At 66.1% G+C, this 19,894-nt stretch carries 13 protein-coding genes; 6 read left to right on the top strand and 7 right to left on the bottom strand.

What is annotated here, in order from left to right; translation table 11 throughout:
- Positions 1-9: 9 nt before the first annotated feature.
- The 5 genes from ACODTA_RS02010 to ACODTA_RS01990 form a co-directional block, all read right to left on the bottom strand.
- On the bottom strand, positions 10-2,826 hold the full coding sequence (locus ACODTA_RS02010; protein ID WP_489064136.1) for a TonB-dependent receptor: 2,817 nt from the start codon (positions 2,824-2,826) through the stop codon (positions 10-12).
- 110 nt (positions 2,827-2,936) lie between these two features.
- Positions 2,937-5,414 (bottom strand): S9 family peptidase, encoded by a 2,478-nt coding sequence (locus ACODTA_RS02005; RefSeq protein WP_489064135.1) that lies wholly within the window; start codon positions 5,412-5,414, stop codon positions 2,937-2,939.
- A 40-nt stretch (positions 5,415-5,454) separates the two neighbouring features.
- Positions 5,455-8,067: a TonB-dependent receptor domain-containing protein gene (locus ACODTA_RS02000; protein ID WP_489064134.1), complete on the bottom strand. Its 2,613-nt coding sequence runs from the start codon at positions 8,065-8,067 to the stop codon at positions 5,455-5,457.
- A gap of 105 nt (positions 8,068-8,172) precedes the next feature.
- Positions 8,173-9,156, bottom strand: a complete 984-nt coding sequence (locus ACODTA_RS01995; protein ID WP_489064133.1) for a FecR family protein — start codon at positions 9,154-9,156, stop codon at positions 8,173-8,175.
- A gap of 4 nt (positions 9,157-9,160) precedes the next feature.
- Positions 9,161-9,727, bottom strand: a complete 567-nt coding sequence (locus ACODTA_RS01990; RefSeq protein ID WP_489064132.1) for an RNA polymerase sigma factor — start codon at positions 9,725-9,727, stop codon at positions 9,161-9,163.
- 153 nt (positions 9,728-9,880) lie between these two features.
- On the opposite strand from ACODTA_RS01990, the gene ACODTA_RS01985 reads away from it, so the two are divergent.
- The gene (locus ACODTA_RS01985; protein ID WP_489064131.1) at positions 9,881-10,981 is read left to right on the top strand and encodes an FAD-dependent oxidoreductase; all 1,101 of its coding nucleotides are present in this window, start codon (positions 9,881-9,883) and stop codon (positions 10,979-10,981) included.
- A 12-nt stretch (positions 10,982-10,993) separates the two neighbouring features.
- Here ACODTA_RS01985 and ACODTA_RS01980 read toward each other — a convergent pair whose 3' ends face one another.
- Entirely contained in the window at positions 10,994-11,872 is an 879-nt protein-coding gene (locus ACODTA_RS01980) for a hypothetical protein (RefSeq protein WP_489064130.1), read from the bottom strand.
- A 121-nt stretch (positions 11,873-11,993) separates the two neighbouring features.
- On the opposite strand from ACODTA_RS01980, the gene ACODTA_RS01975 reads away from it, so the two are divergent.
- The 5 genes from ACODTA_RS01975 (at position 11,994) to ACODTA_RS01955 (ending at position 17,666) form a co-directional block, all read left to right on the top strand.
- Positions 11,994-13,307: an SLC13 family permease gene (locus ACODTA_RS01975; RefSeq protein ID WP_489064129.1), complete on the top strand. Its 1,314-nt coding sequence runs from the start codon at positions 11,994-11,996 to the stop codon at positions 13,305-13,307.
- A gap of 80 nt (positions 13,308-13,387) precedes the next feature.
- The gene (locus ACODTA_RS01970) at positions 13,388-14,494 is read left to right on the top strand and encodes an NADH:flavin oxidoreductase/NADH oxidase (RefSeq protein ID WP_489064128.1); all 1,107 of its coding nucleotides are present in this window, start codon (positions 13,388-13,390) and stop codon (positions 14,492-14,494) included.
- A 42-nt stretch (positions 14,495-14,536) separates the two neighbouring features.
- Positions 14,537-14,740: a hypothetical protein gene (locus ACODTA_RS01965; protein ID WP_489064127.1), complete on the top strand. Its 204-nt coding sequence runs from the start codon at positions 14,537-14,539 to the stop codon at positions 14,738-14,740.
- Between the two features lie 126 nt (positions 14,741-14,866).
- A complete protein-coding gene (locus ACODTA_RS01960) occupies positions 14,867-15,949 on the top strand; it encodes an acyltransferase family protein (protein WP_489064126.1) in 1,083 nt (360 codons plus the stop codon).
- Positions 15,950-16,088: 139 nt separating this feature from the next.
- On the top strand, positions 16,089-17,666 hold the full coding sequence (locus ACODTA_RS01955) for an ABC-F family ATP-binding cassette domain-containing protein (RefSeq protein ID WP_489064125.1): 1,578 nt from the start codon (positions 16,089-16,091) through the stop codon (positions 17,664-17,666).
- Positions 17,667-17,810: 144 nt separating this feature from the next.
- Here ACODTA_RS01955 and ACODTA_RS01950 read toward each other — a convergent pair whose 3' ends face one another.
- Entirely contained in the window at positions 17,811-19,736 is a 1,926-nt protein-coding gene (locus ACODTA_RS01950) for an N-acyl-D-amino-acid deacylase family protein (RefSeq protein ID WP_489064124.1), read from the bottom strand.
- Positions 19,737-19,894: the final 158 nt, after the last annotated feature.

The raw sequence follows: 19,894 nt of genomic DNA, 5'->3' as shown, positions 1-19,894 counted from the left end.
GGCCCCGTCCTAGAAAAACAGCTTCCGGATGCTCAGCATGACGCTGCGGCCGACCGGATCGAGATAGGCGGGCTGATAGCGCAGTGGTGTCGCGCCCGTCGCATCGGTCACCGAACGGCGGCTGTTGAAGAGATTGTTCACCGACAGCGAAACCTGCGTGCCGCGCAGGAAGGGGTGCGCCGTCACCAGCTTGGGCATCTGGCCGAGATTGGCGAACAGCCGCAGGTTGGCGGTCGCGAGATCGCCGAATTCCAGGCGGGACGTGCCGCCCAGCGCCCCATCGACATGCGTGCCGCTTTCCCAGTTGAGGCTGAGCCGTGCGCCGAGCCCGTTATTGGTATAGCCGGCGCGCGCCTCGATCTCGTGACGCGGCTGTCCGCCCGACGATCCCACCGCATCGCCATCGAGCAGATCGAGCTTGGGCACGCCCGGCGCGATCAGGATCGATTCGGTCAGATGCCAGGTGTGATAAAGGCCGAGCTGGATGCGGCCACCACCACCCTGCCCGCCGCGACCGCCGCCGAAGCGCATGCGGCCGAAACCACCGCCCGGCCCGCCGCCGGGGCCCGCGCCATCGAGCCCGCCTGTGCGCTGGCCACCCTCGCCCGGCGCGCCTTCGGGGCGCTGGCCGCCCTCACCGGGATTGCGCCCCTCTTCGCGGCGGCGATTGCCGAACAGCGCCCGCAATTCCTCCGGCCGATCCTCCGGCTTCGCCCCGCCCGCGCGCCAGGCCTCGATCTTCTTCTGGATCGCCGATTTGACGGGGATCGACAGGTCGAAACCCCAGCGCAACCTTTCGCTGTGCGAGCGCAGGAAATTGATCGGCCGCGAATCGATCTGGATCAGCGCGCCATCGGCATCGCGCATGAAGCGCTGTGAGAACGCGGCTTCGATCGCGGGTGTGGGCGATGGGAAGGCCGAGATCGGATTGCTCGTGCGGCTGTTCAGATAATTGGCGGTGAGCGTCAGGTTCAGCTTCTCGAAGGGCTTGATCGTTGCGTTGATGCGGAACTGATCGCGCACGCTTTCGCGCAGCAGCGCATTGCCGCCCGAAATCTGGGACACGAACACCGTTTCGCCACGCGCATAGTCGAACACCGGCACGTTGGGCGTCACCACCTGCGGATCGTTGATCTGCTGTCCTGTTGGCGCCGCGCGATCCTGGTTGGCGGAGACGAGAATGCGGACCTGCTCGATCGGCGTCCAGCGCGCGCCATAGCCGAGCGTCGACAGGGTGCCGAAGTCCGATAGCTCCTGAACACCGGCATTCATGTTGACCGAGATGTCGCCGAGCGCGCCGAGAACGTCGCGGCTGCGGTTGGTGAGCGGCACATCGACGCTGATCTGCCCGCTGGCGACCTCGCGAGAATAATCAAGCGCATAGGGTGTACCCGATCGGATCGAGCGACTGTTGAAGCCGTTGGCCGAAGCACCCGCCTTGATCGATGTGGTGACCGTGCCCGCAGGCAGATCGAACAGCGATCCGCTGACAAGCAGGTCGCCGCTGATCGCGCGATATCTCGATTGTGCGGTGTCGGTCAGCCGGTTGGTCAGCAAATTGGCGGGCAACGCACCGTAAGGATTGAGCGCCGCATCTCCGGCATCGAGCAAAGACTGGATGGCGGTGGCGGAAATGCCGCGATCGGTGCGCGTGCGGGTGTCCGAGATATCGCCGGCGCCGGTGAACGACCATTGCCAGCCCTTGGCGATCCGACCGTTCAGCGTCAGGCCGACATGACCGGTGGTGCCGCGCACGCGCTGGGCCAGCGCACCATCCTGATCGAGATAACGCAGCAGCCGCGTATCCCCTGCGAAGGGCGAGAAAGGATTGGCCCCCGGCACGGTCAGCGCGAGCGAAGGCAGGCCCTGGAGCGACTGGCTGTCACTCAGTTCCAGCCGGCCGTTGAGCGATGCCGAAACGCCACCCAGTGCGCGCGCATAGGTCGCGTTCGCCGCGAAATTCTCGGTCTCGGGGCTGAGCGTGCGATAGCGTCCAAGGTCGTCGACATCGGTAACGCCAGCACCCGCGACGAAATCGGCCAGCGAGGGGGCGGATGCGGCCGCGCTGCCCGGCACCGCGGCTGTCGTGACCGTCCGGCCGGCCAGCCCCGACAGCGCGGGATCGATCTCGCCCCCGGCAAGCGTGGAGGTGATCGTGCCGGCAAGCGAATAGGGGCGCCCCGGCGCGGTCGGGATGATATCGCGCTGGCTTTCGAGCAGATCCGCCGCACGCGAATATTTCAGATCGACGGTGAAGCGATCGTCGCCACGGATCCGGAGCAGTCCCGTGTTGACGCTGCCATTCTCACGACCGCCATCAGTCGATACACCGCCGCGCACCTCGCCCGTCATCGCGCGAAAGCGCTGGCGCAGGACGATGTTCACCACCTTCTGGTTGGGCGAATAGCCATAGCTCAGCGACACCTGTTCCGGCAGCACTTCGACGCGGGCGATCGCCTCGGTCGGCAGGTCCTGGATCTCGGAGAAGCCGGAGATGCGCTTGCCGTTGAGCAACACCACGGGGGCGCCGCCGGCGGCATTGGTCTGCGGCGCCAGTTCGGTGATCAGTTCGGAAACCGAAGTCACACCATAAGCGCGGATATCGGCGGGGCTCAGCCGCTGTTCGGGTTCGATCGTGCCGATGACGGATCCGCGCGGCCGAACGCCCGAAACCACGATCTCCTCGTCGGACATGTCGTCGGTGCTTTCGGCCTGCGCCGGCGCAGCGGCAGGCGCTCGCTGGGGATCGGCCCCCTGCGCCATCAAGGCGCCGGGGGCGGCGCCCAGCAGGAGGGAAAGGAACACGACGGATTTACGCTGGATCACAACAGGCCCCTGAATGCTCTTCGGTTGATGCCGAACTAGGGGGCACCTGTCGTCAAATCATGGCAGGATTGGCACGATATTGTCGCAAATTGTAACCGCACCGCCCGGTTTCAGCGTGCCGGAGCCGCGCTCTTCGCGCCCGGTCCGCCCAACGTACTGTCATACCAGTCGAGGATCCGCCGCCACATGTCACGAATGTTGGCGGGCGAGTTGTAGACATGATCCTCGCCATAATAGCGGACCATCACCGCATCCTTGTTCAGCCGGGTAAGCGCGGTGAAGAACTCCTCGGTCTGCGTCGTCGAGACATAATCGAGATCGCCGGTCATCAGCATGATCGGCGTCTTGATCTTCTCGACATGCATCAGCGGGCTATTGCGCAGATAGCGTTCGGGATCGGCCCAGGGCGGCGCCCCCATCCCGCCCTGTCCCGTTTCCATCAGGCTGGTTGAAAACAGGTCGAGCCCGGTCTTCTCCGCCTTCAGCCGCAGGTCCATCACGAACTGGCCATAGCTGCTGACCAGATCGTAGATACCCGCCTGCGCCACCGCGGTCTTGAACCGATCGGTCAGCCCGACAAGCGCACCGGTGGTGTAGCCACCATAGCTCTGCCCCTGGACGCCGAGCCGATCGGGATCGACATAGCCCTGCGCGACGGCCGCATCGATCGCGGCGAATATCTGTTCGGGCAGGCCCTTCAGCGGATCGCGCGGCAGCTGATCGTAATCGACCGGGATCGAGGGATAGAGCACGGCATAGCCATGCGCCGCCAGGATATGGTCGTTGAGCGCATGGATGTCGTCGAGAGACCATTTGCTCCAGGTTCCGCCGGTGAAGAACGATCCCGGATAGACATTAACGATCGTCGCCACCGGCATGCCCGGGCGATAACCGGGCGGCAGCAGGATCCACGAGGTGCGCGCATCGCCGCTCGGCCCCTTGTGATCGATACGGACCGGCGTGCCGCCGACGACATTCTGCAGATGCCGGTTCAATTGCGCCACTTCGCGGCGAGATCCGTCGGCCCCCACAACCGAGAGCAGGGTGGTGTTGCGGTCGCGTTCGATCAGCGCGGCGCGCCGGCCGACGGGAGACGCGGCGACGAATTCCCCGCCCGGCAGCGACGCGGCGACCGTGTCGACCAGGCCGGACGCCAGTTCGACGAAGATCAGCCGCTCCGGCTTGCCGGCGCCCCCGGCGGCGAGCCGCAGGGTGACGCAATCGCTCGGCTGGAGATTCTGTTCGGGCACCGGACCGAACGGCCCGACTGGCCGCCAGGGTCGCACCGGTTCGGCGATAGCGGCGGTCAGGTTGCGGCGCTTGCCAGTCCGGTCGATCGCCCAGGCCTCTCCATCGTGCAGGACGATCAGGGTGTCGCGGCCGATCCCGATCAGTTTGGGCGCGGCGCCCCCAAAAGCGGCGGTCAGATTGCGCGGCTTTCCCCGGCCGACCAGATACCAGTCCGCCCGGACGGGCGTGCCCGGCGGCGTTCCGGCGGGTTCCGCGAGGATCGCCAGCCGATCGCCGATCCATGCCGATTGCATATCGAGCGCGAAGCCCATCCGGCCAGCATGCGGCTTGAGCGCGCCGAGATCCACTGTCGACGCCCGGCCGCTGCGGCGATCGTAGATCCTGTAGCGGGCAGTATCCCAGCCCCTGCCCTCGTCGCGCGCGACGAAGGACAGCAAGGGCGCGGAGGCCGACCAGTTCAACGAGGATGCAAGCACATCGCAGCCGGTGCAGGGCTCATCCGGCTTCTGCGCCCCCCCCGCGCGCGGATCGAGGATCAGCAGCCGGCGCTGGATGCCCCCCATATTGGCACCATGCTCGATCCGCCGCGCAGGATCGATCGCCAGCCGTTCCTCTCGAAGCGCAGCGACGATCGAACCGTCGGCGGATGCGTGCCAGGTCGAGAAGCGCCCGGACGCCAGCGGAGCCGTCCGCATCGAGCCGGCATCGGCCACGACAAGGCCGCCGGAGGTTTCCGGAAGGACGGCAAAACGGCCGCTGCCGATCACGCCGGCGGTCGGCGCATCGCCGCGATTGCGCCGCGCCCAGAGCCCGGCAAAGGCGGCGGCGGTTCCGCCGGCCGCCGCTTCACCTGCCGGTTCGGCGGAGAATACGACGCCCTGTTCGATCCAGGACAGCGACTGGATCGGGCTATAGGTCGGCGAAAGATCGAATTCCCGCGCCGCTCCCCCGGCGAGCGGCACGACGCCCGCTCTGGCACCGGTGCGCGAGGCATGCCGGAAGACGAGGCGCCGGCCATCGGGAGAAAGCCCGCTGATCGTATAGCCGCTCGCCGGATCCTGTGGGAACAGTGGCGAGGATGCCCCCGTCCCGTCCAGATCGACGATCAGGATCTTCGAGCGCAGTTCGCCGATCACGTCCTGCTGGCCGAAATCTGCCTGACGATCGAACGGTCCGTAACGCTCGTAGATGAGCCGTTTGCCCGATGGATCGAACCGGACACCGCCGACCGACTCCACCTCCAGCATGTCGTCGACATCATAGGGTTTGGCGGCATGCGCCGTGCCGAAGGCGCATGACATGAGCAGCAACATGCCCGAACGCATGGCGTTGACCATCGGAAACCTCCCGAAAACCGTTCTTTGCGCTATGCCCGGTTCACCAATGCTTGGTCACCGACAGACTGACGAAGCGGCCGATCGCCGAATAGTTGGTCGAGTCATAGTTCACGACATAGTCGACGATCGGCGTCATCCGGGGCGGGCTCCTGTCGAACAGGTTCTGGATCGACAGGCCCAGTTCCACGTCCGAGAGGATCGAGCGTCCGGGATCGGTGCGGTAGCGCAGATTGGCGTCGACCGTGGTGAAGGATCCCGTCGGTGCGGGCGGCGCCTGCGTGTCGTCGGTGACGCTGCCGACATGATTGACGAAGCCCGCGAGCGTCAATCCGCCCCGGTTCCAGACCAGTCCCCCGCGTGCGCTGAATTTCGGCGGGTTGAAGACCAGGCCGACCGTTCGGAACGCGGGTTCGCCCGTGCTGTTCTGCTGGCTGCCCTTCAGCCAGGTCGCGGATCCGCTGAGCCGCGCATGCCCCGCGCCGAGATCGAAGGCATAGGATGCTGTCAGGTCGACACCGCTGACCTTTGATCGCGCCGCATTGGTGTAGAGATTGTGAAGCAGGGCGACGACCTTGGCCGGATCATAATCCTCGCCCGCGCTGTTATATGTGATCCCTGTTGCCGAAGCCGCGATCAGATCGCCCTGCGCCGCGGCCGACGGGCCCAGGGTCAGGAACTGGCGATAAGCGGGATCGACGAAGGCGCGTTCGGTGAAGGTGATGGGCTGGACGACGCGGTCACGGTAATCGACGTTGAAATAGCTCAATTCCATCCGCAATCCGGAAAGCGCGCGAGGATGGATGGAGACTGTCGTCGACCAGGTCTCGGCCCGTTCAGGCTTCAGGTTGCGGTTGCCGCCATAGGACATCAGCACCGTCGATCCTGGCGGATAGTTCACGCCCGCGAATTCGTCGATCGCCATCAGATAGACGATCGATTCCGAATATTGCTGGAGCAATGTCGGCGCCTTGAACGATCGCCCCCAGGATGCGCGCAGGCTCAAGTCCGGGATCGGTTCGTAGATCAGCCCGAGCTTGGGCGTGGTGATGCTGCCGGTATCGCCATAATCCTCGTAGCGCAGCGCCGCCGTCGCCGTCAGCCGGTTGATCCCGGATATGCCCTGGCCGGGGCCAACCAGCGGCATCGAAACCTCGCCGAACGCATAGCGGCTGCTGCGCCGGCCGCTCTCGCGGGTCAGCCTTGTGTAGGAGATATAGTCGAAATCGCTGCGCCGATATCCGGCGCCCACGGCGACACGCAGATCGCCGCCCGGCAGGTGGAACAACGGCCCTTCCGCATCGATCTCCACCGCATGGCTTTCGTTGCAATAGCAGCCGCGGGAATCGATCTGGCGATTGATCGAATAGATCGAATAGCTGGCGTCGAACTCGGTCTTGTCGCGGCTGTAATTACCGCCGAGCGTGACCGACCAGTCGCCGGGCAGGCGCGCCTTCAGGCTGGGTGAGACTGCATAGACGGTGGATTCGACCGCCTGGCGGACGAACTGTGCCGGTTGCGAGGAGAGGCCGGTTCTCGATGCGCGATGGGTGTAGAGCCCGTCGACGCTGAACTCCAGGAAATCGGTGATGCCCTGATGCAGATTCACGATCGCGCTATGCTGCCGGCGCGACGGATAGATCAGGTTCGGATCCGGCATATAACCGGTATAGCTGCGCTGATCCGCGAAGATTGCCCTGGCATCGGTATATTCATAGCCGGCGATCAGGCCGCCGCTCGCCCAGGTCGTACCCGCCGTCGCGCCCAGCTGATATTGCTCGCCGCCGCCATCGGTCGGCAGGCCGAAGCGCGCCGTCGCATCGACGCCGTCGAAATCGCGCCGCAGGATGATGTTGGCTACGCCCGCCACCGCATCCGACCCGTAGATCGCCGAAGCGCCGTCGGCGACGATCTCGATCCGGTCGAGCGCCCCCACCGGGATCACAGAGACGTCGACCGCCTGGACAAAGCCGTTATACGACATGCGGCGCCCGTTAAGCAGCGTCAGCGTCGCATCGGGCCCCAGGCCGCGCAGGTTGAGCGCCGAGCCCGACGAGATATTCTGGTTGTTGATGCCGCCAGCGCCCAAGCCGATGCCGGGATTCTGCCCGCCCGAGAAATTCTGCGGGATACTGCGGATCACCTGGCCAAGCTCGGTGAAACCGGCGTCGCGCACCTGTTCGCGCGTGAGCTGGATCACCGGCGAAGGCGTCGTCGCTCCACGGATGCGCGTGCCGGTGACGGTGATCTCCGCGCCTCCCTCCTGTCCGGCGAGGGCGGCCTGCTCATCGGCGACGCCCGCCGCCGGCACGTTTCCCACCGCGGCAGCGTTGCGGACGATCGTCCATGTCCTTGCCCCGGTCTTCTGCGCCGACAGGCCGGTGCCCGCGAGCAGCTTTTGCAGCGCCTGCTCTATCGTCATGTCGCCGGTGACCGTATTGGTCCGCACGCCGCGCGCGATCCGGCCGGGCAGCAGGATCTGCGCCTCGGCCTGACGCGCCAGCGCCGAAACCGCCTCGATCGCGGGCTGCGCCGGCACATCGAAAGGACGTGATTGCGCCATGGCCGGCGCCGCGCAGGACAGCGCAATCGTCGCGGCGGCCGCCAGCCAGGCGCAGCGCACCACATGCGCCCTCGATTTGCATGCGATCGTCATTCCCGTTTCCCCCTGTCCCTTGCCCTTGCGGCCTTCCCGCTTCCGGAGCCTAGACAGTCGAGCGACGGCTTTCCGGGGACCACCCCGTCATTTTTTTCAATCTTCCTATCCGCCGATCCGGATCTCGTTTCCGGCCGTCTTCACCGGCACCTCGAAACCGCGATGCACGGCGTCGGCGAAACTCTGCGGATCGTCGACACGGAACACGCCGTAAAGCGGCTCATTCGCGAGCGTCTTGTCGGTCAGCACCAGCTTCACGCCATTATAGCGATTGAATTCAGCGATGGCGTGCGCGAGGCTCTCTCCCGCCAGGTCGATCTGCCCGGCGCGCCAGGCGAGTGCGCGCGTCACTTCGGCGGGAGCATCGGCCCGGCCGGTCACCGCGGCGTTATCGGCGACAAAGGCGCGCTGCCCCGCCGACAGCCGGATCGCCTGCCCCTCCGCACCATCGGCCCAAGCCTCCACCACACCTTCGGTCACCAGAATCTCGGCCCCACCTATCCCGCTCCCGCCTTCCGCCCGCCGGCGCACGGCGAAAGCCGTGCCGACAGCGCGAACCCGGATGCGTCCCGCCTCCGCGACGAAGGGGCGCGCCTGGTCGTGCGCGACCTGGAACCAGGCCTCGCCTTCGTCCAGCCGGACGGTCCGCCGTTCCGGGGCAAGCGCAACCGTCAACCGGCTGGCGCTGTTGATCGTCGCGATGGATCCGTCGGCAAGCGGAACGCGGCGGATTTCGCCGATCGCGGTATCATAGCCTTCGCCGCGCCCGATCAGCAGCGCCCCCCCCGCGACCGATGCCGCGAGCGCGGCCGCACCGCCCGAAGCGATCAGGCGCCTGCGGCTGAACAGCCCGGATGTCGAAGGCATGGGCAATATGCCCGCCTCCCGCTCCGCTGGTGCGGCGAATTCACCGACCAGCAGGTTCCACGCGGCTTCCGCCTGCAGCAATGCACCGCGCCGGCGGGTGTCGCCCGCCAGCCAGCGATCCAGTTCGGCCAGCAATTCGGGCGTAGGGCCATGACGATCGAGCCGTGCGAGCCAGTCGGCCGCCTCGTTCTCGATCGCTTCCGCACTTTGCCGTGTCGTCATGACCTCACCTAACCGCGCCCTTGCGCGAAAAATCCGTCACATCATCGCCGCGCGCGCGCAAAGCCTTCACCACCAGCTTCAATCCGCGCGACACTTCATATTCGACGACATTCTCGTTCACCCCCAGCCGCTCCGCGATCTCCCGCTGCGAAAGCCCTTCGATCCGCCGCAGTTCGAACACCCGGCGGCAGCGTTCGGGCAGATCGGCGATGCAGGCGCGCACACGCTCCAGATCGCGTCGTGCGCCTGTCACGCGTTCGGGCGATGGCGCATTGTCGGCCAGGCCCAGTTCGTCGAGCTCGGCCACGGTCTCGATCCGCACCAGGCGCGCGCGACGGATATGGTTGAGCAGCAGGTTGCGGACGGTCTGGAAAAAGAACGCATCGGGTCGCGCGATCTGCTCGAACGCCTCGACATTGGAGAGGCGGCAATAGGCTTCCTGGATCAGGTCGTCGCTGTCGGACTGGCTGACCAGCGATCGCGCCAGCCAGGCGCGCACAAGATGCTCGCAGGGCAGCACGGTGCGTGTCACCCATTCCGCGATCCGTGCCTGCCGGTGCCGATCCTCCATGCCTGCCCTTCGTCGCCGCGCATTTCACGGCCGTTCCAGCATAGACACATGGCCGGCAATTTTCCGGAAAGATGCCCGAAATATTTTCGGCGCGCCCTTGCGCCACGCGGCATCACGCCTTGCACCGACCGGTCCGGCGGCTAGTTTCACCCGATGATTCCCTCGCTTACCCGTCGAAACTTCCTGGGCTGCACCGCTGTCGGCGGTGCCGGACTGCTGAGCGCCGGCTGCACGCCCACCCGCGTCGCCAGCGCCGGCACGAAACCGGCCTGCCTGCCCAGGGTGAATGTCGCGCCGGAACGGGTTATCCGCCATCTCGTCGGTCTTCGGCCCTATCGCGCATCGGGATTCGTGGTGCGCGCCGAACAGATGGGCGCGACGAAGCTCGTCCATAATTACGGGCATGGCGGCGCGGGGATCACCCTCAGCTGGGGCAGCTCGAAACTGGCGGTCGATCTGGGGTTGCCCGGGCACAAGGGCCCCGTCGCGGTGATCGGCGCCGGCATCATGGGGCTGACCACGGCGCGGCTGGCGCAGGAAGCGGGGCATGCCGTCACCATCTATGCCGACGCGTTGCCGCCCGACACGACATCGAACATCGCGGGCGGGCAATGGCATCCCTTCGGCCTGTTCGACAAGGATGCGGTCACACCCGAATGGCGCCGCCAATATCTGGCGGCGGCGGACTATAGCTGGCGCCGCTTCCAGATCATGGTCGGCGACGACTACGGCGTCCACTGGCTGCCCACCTATACCGAGCGGCCCCAGCCGGAGACGCCGCTGTTCGATACCTTCCCGCCCGAAAACCGCATCCTTCGCGCGGACGAACATCCTTTCCCGGTCGAATCCGCCGGTCTCTACATCACCCTCTATGTCGAAACCGGGCGATTCCTGCGCCAGATGCTGCGCGACATCCAGGTCGCGGGCGGGCGGATCGAAGTGCGCAAGCTCGGCCCCGGAGACATCGGAACCCTGCCCGAACGCCTCGTCTTCAACTGTACGGGACTGGGCGCGCGCGACCTGATCGGCGACCAGGAATTGCGCCCGGCGCGCGGCCAGCTCGCCGTGCTGCTGCCCCAGCCCGAGATCGGCTACGCCTTTGCCGGACGCGCGGGCTACATGTTCCCGCGCGCGGACGGCATCATGCTCGGCGGCACCTTCGAACTCGACAATTGGTCGCTCACGCCCGACCCGGCGACCGCCGAGCGCATCCTGAAATCACACCGGCAATTCTTCGACGCTTTCCGATGTTGAGGAGCCCGCCGGTCAATCGCCGCGACGACCAACGGCATCGGCGCGATCGACGCTCCAGGTCGCCAACGTCTCTGCCGTCGCGGGGTTGACGATCGCCATCTCGTCGGTGGCGATGGAAATCAGGCAGATGGGGCGTTGTTCCACGCCGGCAGGCTGGCGACACAGAACCGGGCTGTTCCGGCCGGGAACATTCGCGATCCGGCCGCTGATCCGCAACCGCAATCCTTGCGAAAGATCGGGCACCTCGCCAGGCACGCGCTGGACTGTTTCGAGCGGCTGGCCGGCGCGGCGCCCCTGTCGCCGCCCTTCGACCAGATGGAATTGCGCCAGTGCCAGCGCTTCCTCCGGTGCAGGTGCATCCATCACCTGCTTCCCGGCAATATTCGCGGGGCAGCTTTCGCTCGACGTCCATGGCCGCGAGATCCAATAGGCTTCCGCCACCGCCTCCACCTCTGGCGGTGATGGCTGCAGCCAATCCGTGGAATCCAACGCGGCAGGTTCGACATGGACGCGCAGTGCCTTGCCTTCGATCCGCCAGCGCATCGCGGCATCGCTTGTCGCAGGCGCCGGTCCTCCGCACCCGAAGGGCAGGTTGATCAGGAAACGACGGCCATCCGACTGGATGACCCGTTCGGGGGGCGGCGCTCCCGCCGCCTCGGCATCCGTGGCGGCGGCGGCCAGCGCGATCAGGCCCGCGCGATCGAGAACATTGGCATTGGGATCGACCGGCACCACCACGGGGCGAGGCGCCGGCGCAGGTGGCGCGATCGGCACGGGATCACGTTCGGACGTGTTCCGCCCAAGCAGGAATCCCGCCCCGCCGACGAGCAATATGCCGACAATACTCCCCGCGATCGCGAGGCGACTGGCGCGCAGGCTTGGCTCTTTCATTCGCACTTGATAGCAAATTCTGCGACAGTCTCCAGACCGTTCGGGCTATGAGACTGCGTGGGGCAGAAAGGGTCATGTTGCGTAAGGCCATCGAAACGCGATTGAAAACGGCAGTTCGCCGGTGAATGCCGACCAGATATTGACGCTCGTCGTACTCGCCGCCGTCGTCGCGGCGCTGATCTGGGACAAGGTGCGCGCCGATGTCGTCGCGCTCTCCGGCGCGGCGGTGTTGCTGATGACGGGGGTCGTGCGCCCCGTCGAGGTGCAGGGCGCCTTTGCCAGCCCGGCGATCATCGCGCTCGCCTCGCTGTTCGTCATCGCCTATGCGCTCGAACTCTCCGGCCTGCTCGATCGCGCGATCGCGGCCGCCGTCGGCATGTGCAAGCGATTGGGCGCCGCCGGGCTCTGGCTGCTGCTCGGCGCGATCGGGCTGGCCTCCTGCTTCCTGAACTCGACACCGATCGTCGTGCTCGGCGCGCCGGTGGTGCGCGACGTCGCGACCGCGCTCAGGCTTTCGCCCAAACGCTATCTGATGCCGCTGTCCTACATCACCGTGCTCACCGGCTGCTGCACCCTGATCGGCACGTCGACCAACCTGCTGGTCGACGACATGGCAAGCAATGCGGGCCAGCCGCGCTTCGGCATGTTCGAGATCACGCCGGTCGGCCTGCCGATCGCGCTGGCGGGCGGGATCTACCTGTTCCTGTTCAGCGGCCGGCTGATGCGCCGCAGCCTGAACGAGCCCGATATCGCCGCCGATCGCGCCGCCATGCCCGGCAATATCGACACCGACGACGCACAGGTCGGCCATGCCGAATATTTCGCCGAACCTCGCCCTTTTCAGCCCATGAAAGCCGTGATCGCGCTGGCGATCTTCATCGGTGCGATCGCAACCGCCGCGCTCGGCATCGCACCGATCGCGGCGTCCGCCTTTGCCGGCGCGGTGCTGCTGATCCTGTTGCGCGTGATCACGGCGGACGAGGCCTATGGCGGCTTGCGCCCGCAGATCCTGATCCTGATCGCGGGCATGGTGGTGATCGGCATCGCGATGGAGGAGAGCGGCCTGGCCGCCACCGCGACGGGGGCGCTTGTCGGGTCGATGCAGGAATTCGGGCCGCTGACCGCTCTGATCGTGCTCTACGGCGCGACGATGCTGCTGACCGAATTACTGTCAAACGCAACGGTGGCGGTGCTGGTGACGCCCATCGCGGTGGCGCTGGCCGAAAGCCTGGGCGTCAGCCCCCGCCCCTTCATCGTCGCGGTGATGATGGCTGGAAGCGCCGCCTTCGCCACGCCCTTCGGCTACCAGACCAATGTGATCGTCTATCAGATGGGCGGCTATCGCTATATGGATTTCGTCCGCGTCGGCCTGCCGCTCAACCTGCTGACCTATGTGGTGGCGATCGTCGCGATCACCGCATTCTTTCCGTTCTGAACGCCTGCGCAACCATTGAAACGGCGGATCGGACCGCTCATCTCCCCGCGCATGAACGCATCAGGCCATCGGAGATCATCTTGAGCCAGCCCCGACTGTTCCAGCCGATCGAGATCGGCGGGCTTAGCCTCGCCAACCGCATCGTCATCGCGCCGATGTGCCAATATTCGGCCGAGGACGGCTGTATGACCGACTGGCATCTGATCCATCTTGGCCAGCTTGCGCTGTCCGGCGCGGCGCTGCTGACGATCGAGGCGACCGCGGTGCTCCCCGAAGGCCGGATCAGTTGGGCCGATGTCGGGCTGTGGAACGACGAGACCGAGGCCGCGATGGCGCGCACGCTGCAGGGCATTCGCAAATGGTCCGCCATGCCCATCGCGATCCAGCTTGCACATGCCGGCCGCAAGGCGTCGACCGACCTCCCCTGGACGGGCGGCGGGCAGATCGCGCCCGCCGATCCGCATGGCTGGCAGACCGTCGCTCCATCCGCGATTCCCTTCGCCGAAGGCGAGAATGCGCCGGTCGCGCTGGACCGCGACGGCATGGACCGGGTGCGAGATGCCTTTGTCGCGGCCGCGCGCCGCGTCGCGCGGCTGGGCATCGACGCGATCCAGCTTCATGGTGCGCACGGCTATCTGATGCATGAATTCCTGTCGCCGCTGTCGAACCGGCGTGACGACGAATATGGCGGCCCGCTCGAAAACCGGATGCGCTTCCCGCTCGAGATCTTCGACGCCGTGCGCGACGCCTTTCCTGCCGACCGGCCGGTGACGATGCGGGTCTCGGGCACCGATTGGGTCGATGGCGGCTGGGATGTCGAGCAGACCATCGCCTTCGCGCAGGCGCTGGAAGCGCGGGGTTGCGCCGCGATCCATGTTTCGAGCGGCGGGCTTCACCCGGCACAGGCCATCCCGGTCGGCCCCAGCTACCAGGTACCGCTGGCGCGTGCGGTCAGGCAGGTGGTATCGATGCCCGTGGTCGCGGTAGGACTGATCACCGACCCCGAACAGGCCGAAGCGATCGTCGCGACCGGTGATGCCGATATGATCGCGCTGGCCCGTACGATCCTCTACGATCCGCGCTGGCCCTGGCATGCGGCCGCCGCGTTGGGTGGTCAGGTGACGGCGCCGAGCCAGTATCTCCGTTCGCAGCCGCGCCAGTTCAGGACATTGTTCGAGAATGGATGACCGCACATTGCGATCCGCGCCGATCCGCTGCATCGTCCGCGCATGAGAACGGTTTCGGATAGCGTGTCGGTGCGCCTCTATCACCTGGATGGTGAAACGGAGGGTGGTGCGGCGACAACCCTGTTCTACGGCCCCCTCGGTGAAGCGCTCGCGATCGCGGCGCGACAGCCCGGCGAGCTTCAGGACGGCCTGTTCATCGCGACCGACAACGACGTGGTGAGCTATCTGGACCTGATCGACGAATAGAGCATTTCCAAGTTGACCGTTTGCGGTCGACGGCTCGGAAAATGCGACCGCGAAAAACAAGGGCGTTTCCACACATGTTGGAAACGCTCCGGGGCCTGGACGGCCCGCCTGTCGGGGGAGAGGCGCGTGGGGGGATCGAACGGTTGCACGGAGCGCGACGGCGCGCTCGACGCGCTGCGTGGCATCGCTGTGCTGGGCATGGTGCTCGTCAATCTCCAGGGATCTGGCGATGCCGCCTTCCGCGCGTTCGTCCATGCCGAATGGAACGGCTTCACCTTTGCCGACCTGGTCTTCCCGCTGTTCCTGCTGGCTTCCGGGCTGGCGCTACCGCTCGCACTTGACCGGCGTACGCCACCACCGGGCATGGGCCGCATCCTGCGCCGGTCGATGCTGCTTTACCTGATCGGGCTGGCGCTGGGCGCGCTGATCGGCGGGATCGTCTTCGCGCGCCTCGACCTCGCATCGATCCGCTTCACCGGCGTGCTCGAACGGGTCGCCATCGCCTATCTGGCCTGCGCGATCGCCTGCCGCGTCACGCGGAGCTGGATCGGCCCGGCCGCACTGGCCGTGCTGCTGCTCGCACTTCACGGACTGCTGCTCCATCTGCCGGCGCCCGGCGAAGTCGCGCCCAGCATGGCGCCGGGCCAGGGCCTGAGCGGCTGGCTGGATCGCGCACTGCTGCCGGGACGGCTGTTTCGCGAAACCTGGGATCCGGAAGGACCACTCTCGACATTGTCCGCGATCGCGACCGCACTGATCGGCGTCGCCGTTCAGCGGCGAACGATGCGGCTGGATCGGTCCGTGGTGACGACGCTGGCCGCCGCCGCGCTGTGCCTGATCCTTGCGCGTGGCGCGTTGCTGTTCTCGCCGCTCAACAAGGCGCTATGGACACCCAGCTTCGCGCTGCTGACCGCCGGCATCGGGCTGGCCATGCTCGCTGCGCTGCGGGCGGCATGGCCGATGCTCGAAGTGCAACGATGGGCCCGACTGATGGCCACGCTTGGTCGCGACGCACTGACGCTTTACGTCGTCCATGCGTTGCTGACGGCATTGCTCGTCGTCCGCATCGGTGGCGAGCGGATCTGGGCATTGTCCTTCAACGCACTCTCGACACTCGGTCTGCCGCCGGGCTGGTCATCCTTGCTCTACGCCATGCTCGGCGGTGCGCTCTCGATCGCGATCACGCTGCTGCTGCTTCGGCGCGGATAGCGGCTGCGCGTCTGACCGGGCTTGAAAGCGTGCGTCACCGCGCCTAGTTGATGGGACATCACCAACCGAGGATGCGCGTCCATCATGGATTTCAACCCGACAGCAAAGCCCAATCGCCTTGCCTTCAGGGAAAATCCATATGCCTGCCATCACCCTATCCAATCTCAGCTGGTCAACGCCTGACGGGCGCCACGTCCTTTCAAATCTCGATCTCGCCTTCGGCCCCGAACGCGCCGGGCTTGTCGGCCGCAACGGCGTCGGCAAATCGACATTGCTTCGGCTGATCTCGGGCCAATCGCCCGTGCAATCGGGCAGTCTCTCGATCACCGGCAGCTTCTTCATGCTGCATCAGGCGGTTCGCGTCTCAGACAGTGAAACAATTACCGACCTGTTCGGCGCCTCAGATGCGCTCGCCCTGCTCCGGCGTGCCGAGGCCGGCAGCGCGAGCATCGAGGATCTGGAGAATGCCGACTGGACGATCGAGGAACGGATCCAGGCTGCGCTCGGTCATGTCGGGCTCGACGCGCAGGCGGATACGCCGCTGACCGCATTGTCCGGCGGCCAGAGGACGCGTGCGAGCCTGGCGGGCGCGATCTTCGCCAAGCCGGACTTCCTGCTGCTCGACGAGCCCACCAACAATCTCGACCGTGCCGGGCGCGAGGCCGTGATCGCACTGCTTGACGGCTGGCGTGGTGGCGCGATCGTTGTCAGCCATGATCGCGAACTGCTCGAAACCATGGATGCGATCGTCGAGCTGACGACGCTCGGCGCGACACGCTATGGCGGCAATTGGAGCCAGTATCGCGAGCGCAAACAGGCCGAACTGGAAGCGGCGGAGCGCGACCTGGCCGATGCCGAGAAGCAGATCGCGCAGGTCGAACGGCAGGTACAGGATACGATCGAGCGCAAGGCGCGCAAGGATGCGGCTGGCCGACGCCGCAATGCGAAAGGCGACCTGCCCCGCATCCTGCTCGGCAAGCGCAAGGACCGGGCCGAGGACAGCAGTGGAGAGAATGCGCGGCTGGCACAGCGCCAGCGTATGCACGCGGCTGAAATCGCTGATGCCGCCCGCGAGCGTATCGAGATACTGAAGACCATGTCGGTCGTCATTCCGCCATCGGGTCTTCCCACCAACCGGATGGTGCTGGAGATCGACGGCGTCACCGCCGGCTACGAACCGGGCCGGCCGATCTTGCACGATCTTTCACTGACGATCAGCGGGCCGGAACGCGTCGCGATCATTGGTGAAAACGGATCGGGCAAGACGAGCTTGCTCGCGCTCGTCACGGGCAGGCTCGCGCCATGGGCGGGAACGATACGCACACTGCCCGGCTTCGCCATGCTCGACCAGACGGTCAGCCTGCTCGATCCCGACAGCTCGATCCGCGACAATTTCGCGCGGATCACCGGCGAACGCGACGAGAACAGTTGCCGGGCGGCGCTCGCCCGTTTCATGTTCCGGGCGGACGCGGCGCTTCAGATCGTTTCCACCCTGAGTGGCGGCCAGATGCTGCGCGCCGGGCTCGCCTGTGTGCTCGGCGCGCCGAAACCGCCGCAGTTGCTGATCCTCGACGAACCGACCAACCATCTCGACATCGCTTCGATGGAAGCTGTCGAAGCCGGATTGCGCGGCTATGACGGCGCGCTGCTGGTGGTGAGCCATGACGAGGCGTTTCTCGACGCGATTGGGATCACGCGGCGGGTGGCGCTGGGGTGATCCGGCAGGAACCGCACACCTTCCCGCCGCTCCAGCGCAGGCTGGAGCCCATGCGATACGTCAAGCTACGCCGTGCTTCGACGAACATATGGGCCCCAGCTTTCGCTGGGGCGACAACAAGGTCAGGTCGATGACGACGGGTATTTACCTGCCACCCTCGGCCACCAGGATCGCGCCATCGGGCAAGGCGCCTTCCAGGATCGGCTTGCCATCGGCCAACACCGTCAGCGTCGGCTTACCGTCGCCGAACGGATCGGCCTGCTCAAGCTGGAGCGTGATCGCTTCCACCTTGCCCTTGCCGCGCTTGCCGGTGCCGGTGATGCTCGCCCACCCCCTGGTGGTCTGAAGGATGCTCGGCGTGAAGACGAGCGTGCCGCCGGGCAGCCCCTTCACGCTGACCTTGCCCGTCGGGGTCGCCGCGCCGGCGGCCTGGGCCAGATTGATCGCGATGGTGGCGCCGCTCACCTTGCCCGTCGCCGACACGCTGCGCGCGATATCGAAGTTCATCGGGCGCGACGGTTCGTGGCGCGAACGGACAAGGCGCGCGCCGAACGTGCCGTCGACCATCTTGCCGTCGTCGAACGCCAGCTTGCCGTTGACCAGCACGGCCTGGATGCCGACCGAAGGCAAGGTCGGCGCTTCCACCGTGGACCGGTCGATCACCGTCTTCGGATCGAACAGCGTGATGTCCGCCATCATGCCGGGCAGCAGATAACCGCGCTCGGACAGGCCGACCATCGCCGCGGGCAATGCCGTCATCTTGCGCACCGCCTCTCCCCAGCTCACCAGATTCTGCTCACGCACATAGCGGCCCAGGAAGCGTGGGAAGGAACCCCAGTTGCGGGGATGGCCGACCTTGGAGGTATTGGCGCCGCAGTCGCACGAAACGACCTGGAGCGGATCCTTGAGCAATGCCGCCTGGTCCTCCTCGGTGCCAAAGCTCAGCAATACGCGGCGATTGCCCTCCTCGAGCAACTGGACGATCGCCTCGCCGCCCGAGATATTGCCGCGTGCCGCCATCTCGACGGGGAGCCGCTTTTCGATATCGACGATGTAGACGCCCTTGGGCCCCATCCAGCGGATATCGATCTGCTCGTTGGTCTCGGCGATGATCTTCGCGCGCAACGCTGGATCCTTGAAGCGCTTGAGCATCGCATCCCGCCCGCCTTCCTGCGCCCAGGACGGGATGGTCAGCTGCTCCAGGCTGGTCGAGCCGTAGGTGTAGGGATAGGCGTCCATGCCGACATCGACGCCGCGCTTCTTCGCGTCGGTCGCGAGCGCGAGCGCCTCCGCCGTCTTGCCGTTGTCGCGGCCCTGCAGTTTCATATGGGTGATGACGGGCATCAGCCCCGCCTTCTCGCCGATCTCCAGCGTCTCCCTCATCCCCGCCATCGAGCTATAGCCATTGCCGGGGAAGACCCGCTCGTGATTGGTGAAGTTGGTCCGCCAGGCGCCCGACGCCACCTTGGCGACCGCGATCACCTCGTCCGTCGTCGCCCAGAAGGACGGCTTGTAGTCGAGGCCTGACGACAGGCCGAAGGCGCCGTCCTCCAACCCCTTGAGCACCAGCGCCTTCATCCGCTCGATCTCGTCGGGCGTGGCGCGGCGATTGTCGAAGCCGACGACATTGCCCCACACCGAATTGAAGCCGATATAACCGCCATAATTGAGCCCGAGCGGGACATCGAGCTGCTTGACGAGATCGAGTTCACCACCGCCGTCGGGATTGGCGATCGCGGTGGTGACGCCCTGGGTCAAAATGCCCTCCGGACGGGCATAGGATGTGGGTGCGCTGTGATCGTGCACGCTGACGAAGCCGGGCGACACGTAGAGGCCCTTCGCATCCTTTTCGACCGGCGCTTTCGCGCGGGAAAGGTCGCCGATGGTGATCACGCGATCCCCGACGATGCCGATATCGGCGACACGGCCTTCCGCGCCGGTGCCATCGAAGACGGTGCCATGGCGGATGATCACGTCATAGGATGACGAGTCAGCGGGCGCCGCCAAAGCACCGCACGCGGGCAATCCCATCGCGGCCGTCGCGAGCAAGGCCGTCATCATCCTGTTCATATCGAGCATCCTTTTTTCGCGCGGTCCCGGCCGGCGGTTTTGGGTGGACAGCGCCAAGGGAGCGATGCCCCGTTCGACGCCGATTTTCAGTTCCGGATCATTGGTCAGGATCGGGCCGAAAATCAATTGACACTTTTCCGGATGGGATAATACGATCC

It is taken from the genome of Sphingomonas sp. FG14, from assembly GCF_057809675.1.
Note: the sequence above shows the minus strand (reverse complement) of the source record. Positions and strands in the feature narration are given on the sequence as shown.

What these genes read in the sequence shown, in the direction of transcription:
- ACODTA_RS02005 (WP_489064135.1), bottom strand. Translation starts at nt 5,414, where the DNA reads ATGGTCAACGCCATGCGTTCGGGCATGTTGCTGCTCATGTCATGCGCC.
- ACODTA_RS02000 (WP_489064134.1), bottom strand. Translation starts at nt 8,067, where the DNA reads ATGACGATCGCATGCAAATCGAGGGCGCATGTGGTGCGCTGCGCCTGG.
- ACODTA_RS01995 (WP_489064133.1), bottom strand. Translation starts at nt 9,156, where the DNA reads ATGACGACACGGCAAAGTGCGGAAGCGATCGAGAACGAGGCGGCCGAC.
- ACODTA_RS01990 (WP_489064132.1), bottom strand. Translation starts at nt 9,727, where the DNA reads ATGGAGGATCGGCACCGGCAGGCACGGATCGCGGAATGGGTGACACGC.
- ACODTA_RS01985 (WP_489064131.1), top strand. Translation starts at nt 9,881, where the DNA reads ATGATTCCCTCGCTTACCCGTCGAAACTTCCTGGGCTGCACCGCTGTC.
- ACODTA_RS01980 (WP_489064130.1), bottom strand. Translation starts at nt 11,872, where the DNA reads ATGAAAGAGCCAAGCCTGCGCGCCAGTCGCCTCGCGATCGCGGGGAGT.
- ACODTA_RS01965 (WP_489064127.1), top strand. Translation starts at nt 14,537, where the DNA reads ATGAGAACGGTTTCGGATAGCGTGTCGGTGCGCCTCTATCACCTGGAT.
- ACODTA_RS01955 (WP_489064125.1), top strand. Translation starts at nt 16,089, where the DNA reads ATGCCTGCCATCACCCTATCCAATCTCAGCTGGTCAACGCCTGACGGG.
- ACODTA_RS01950 (WP_489064124.1), bottom strand. Translation starts at nt 19,736, where the DNA reads ATGAACAGGATGATGACGGCCTTGCTCGCGACGGCCGCGATGGGATTG.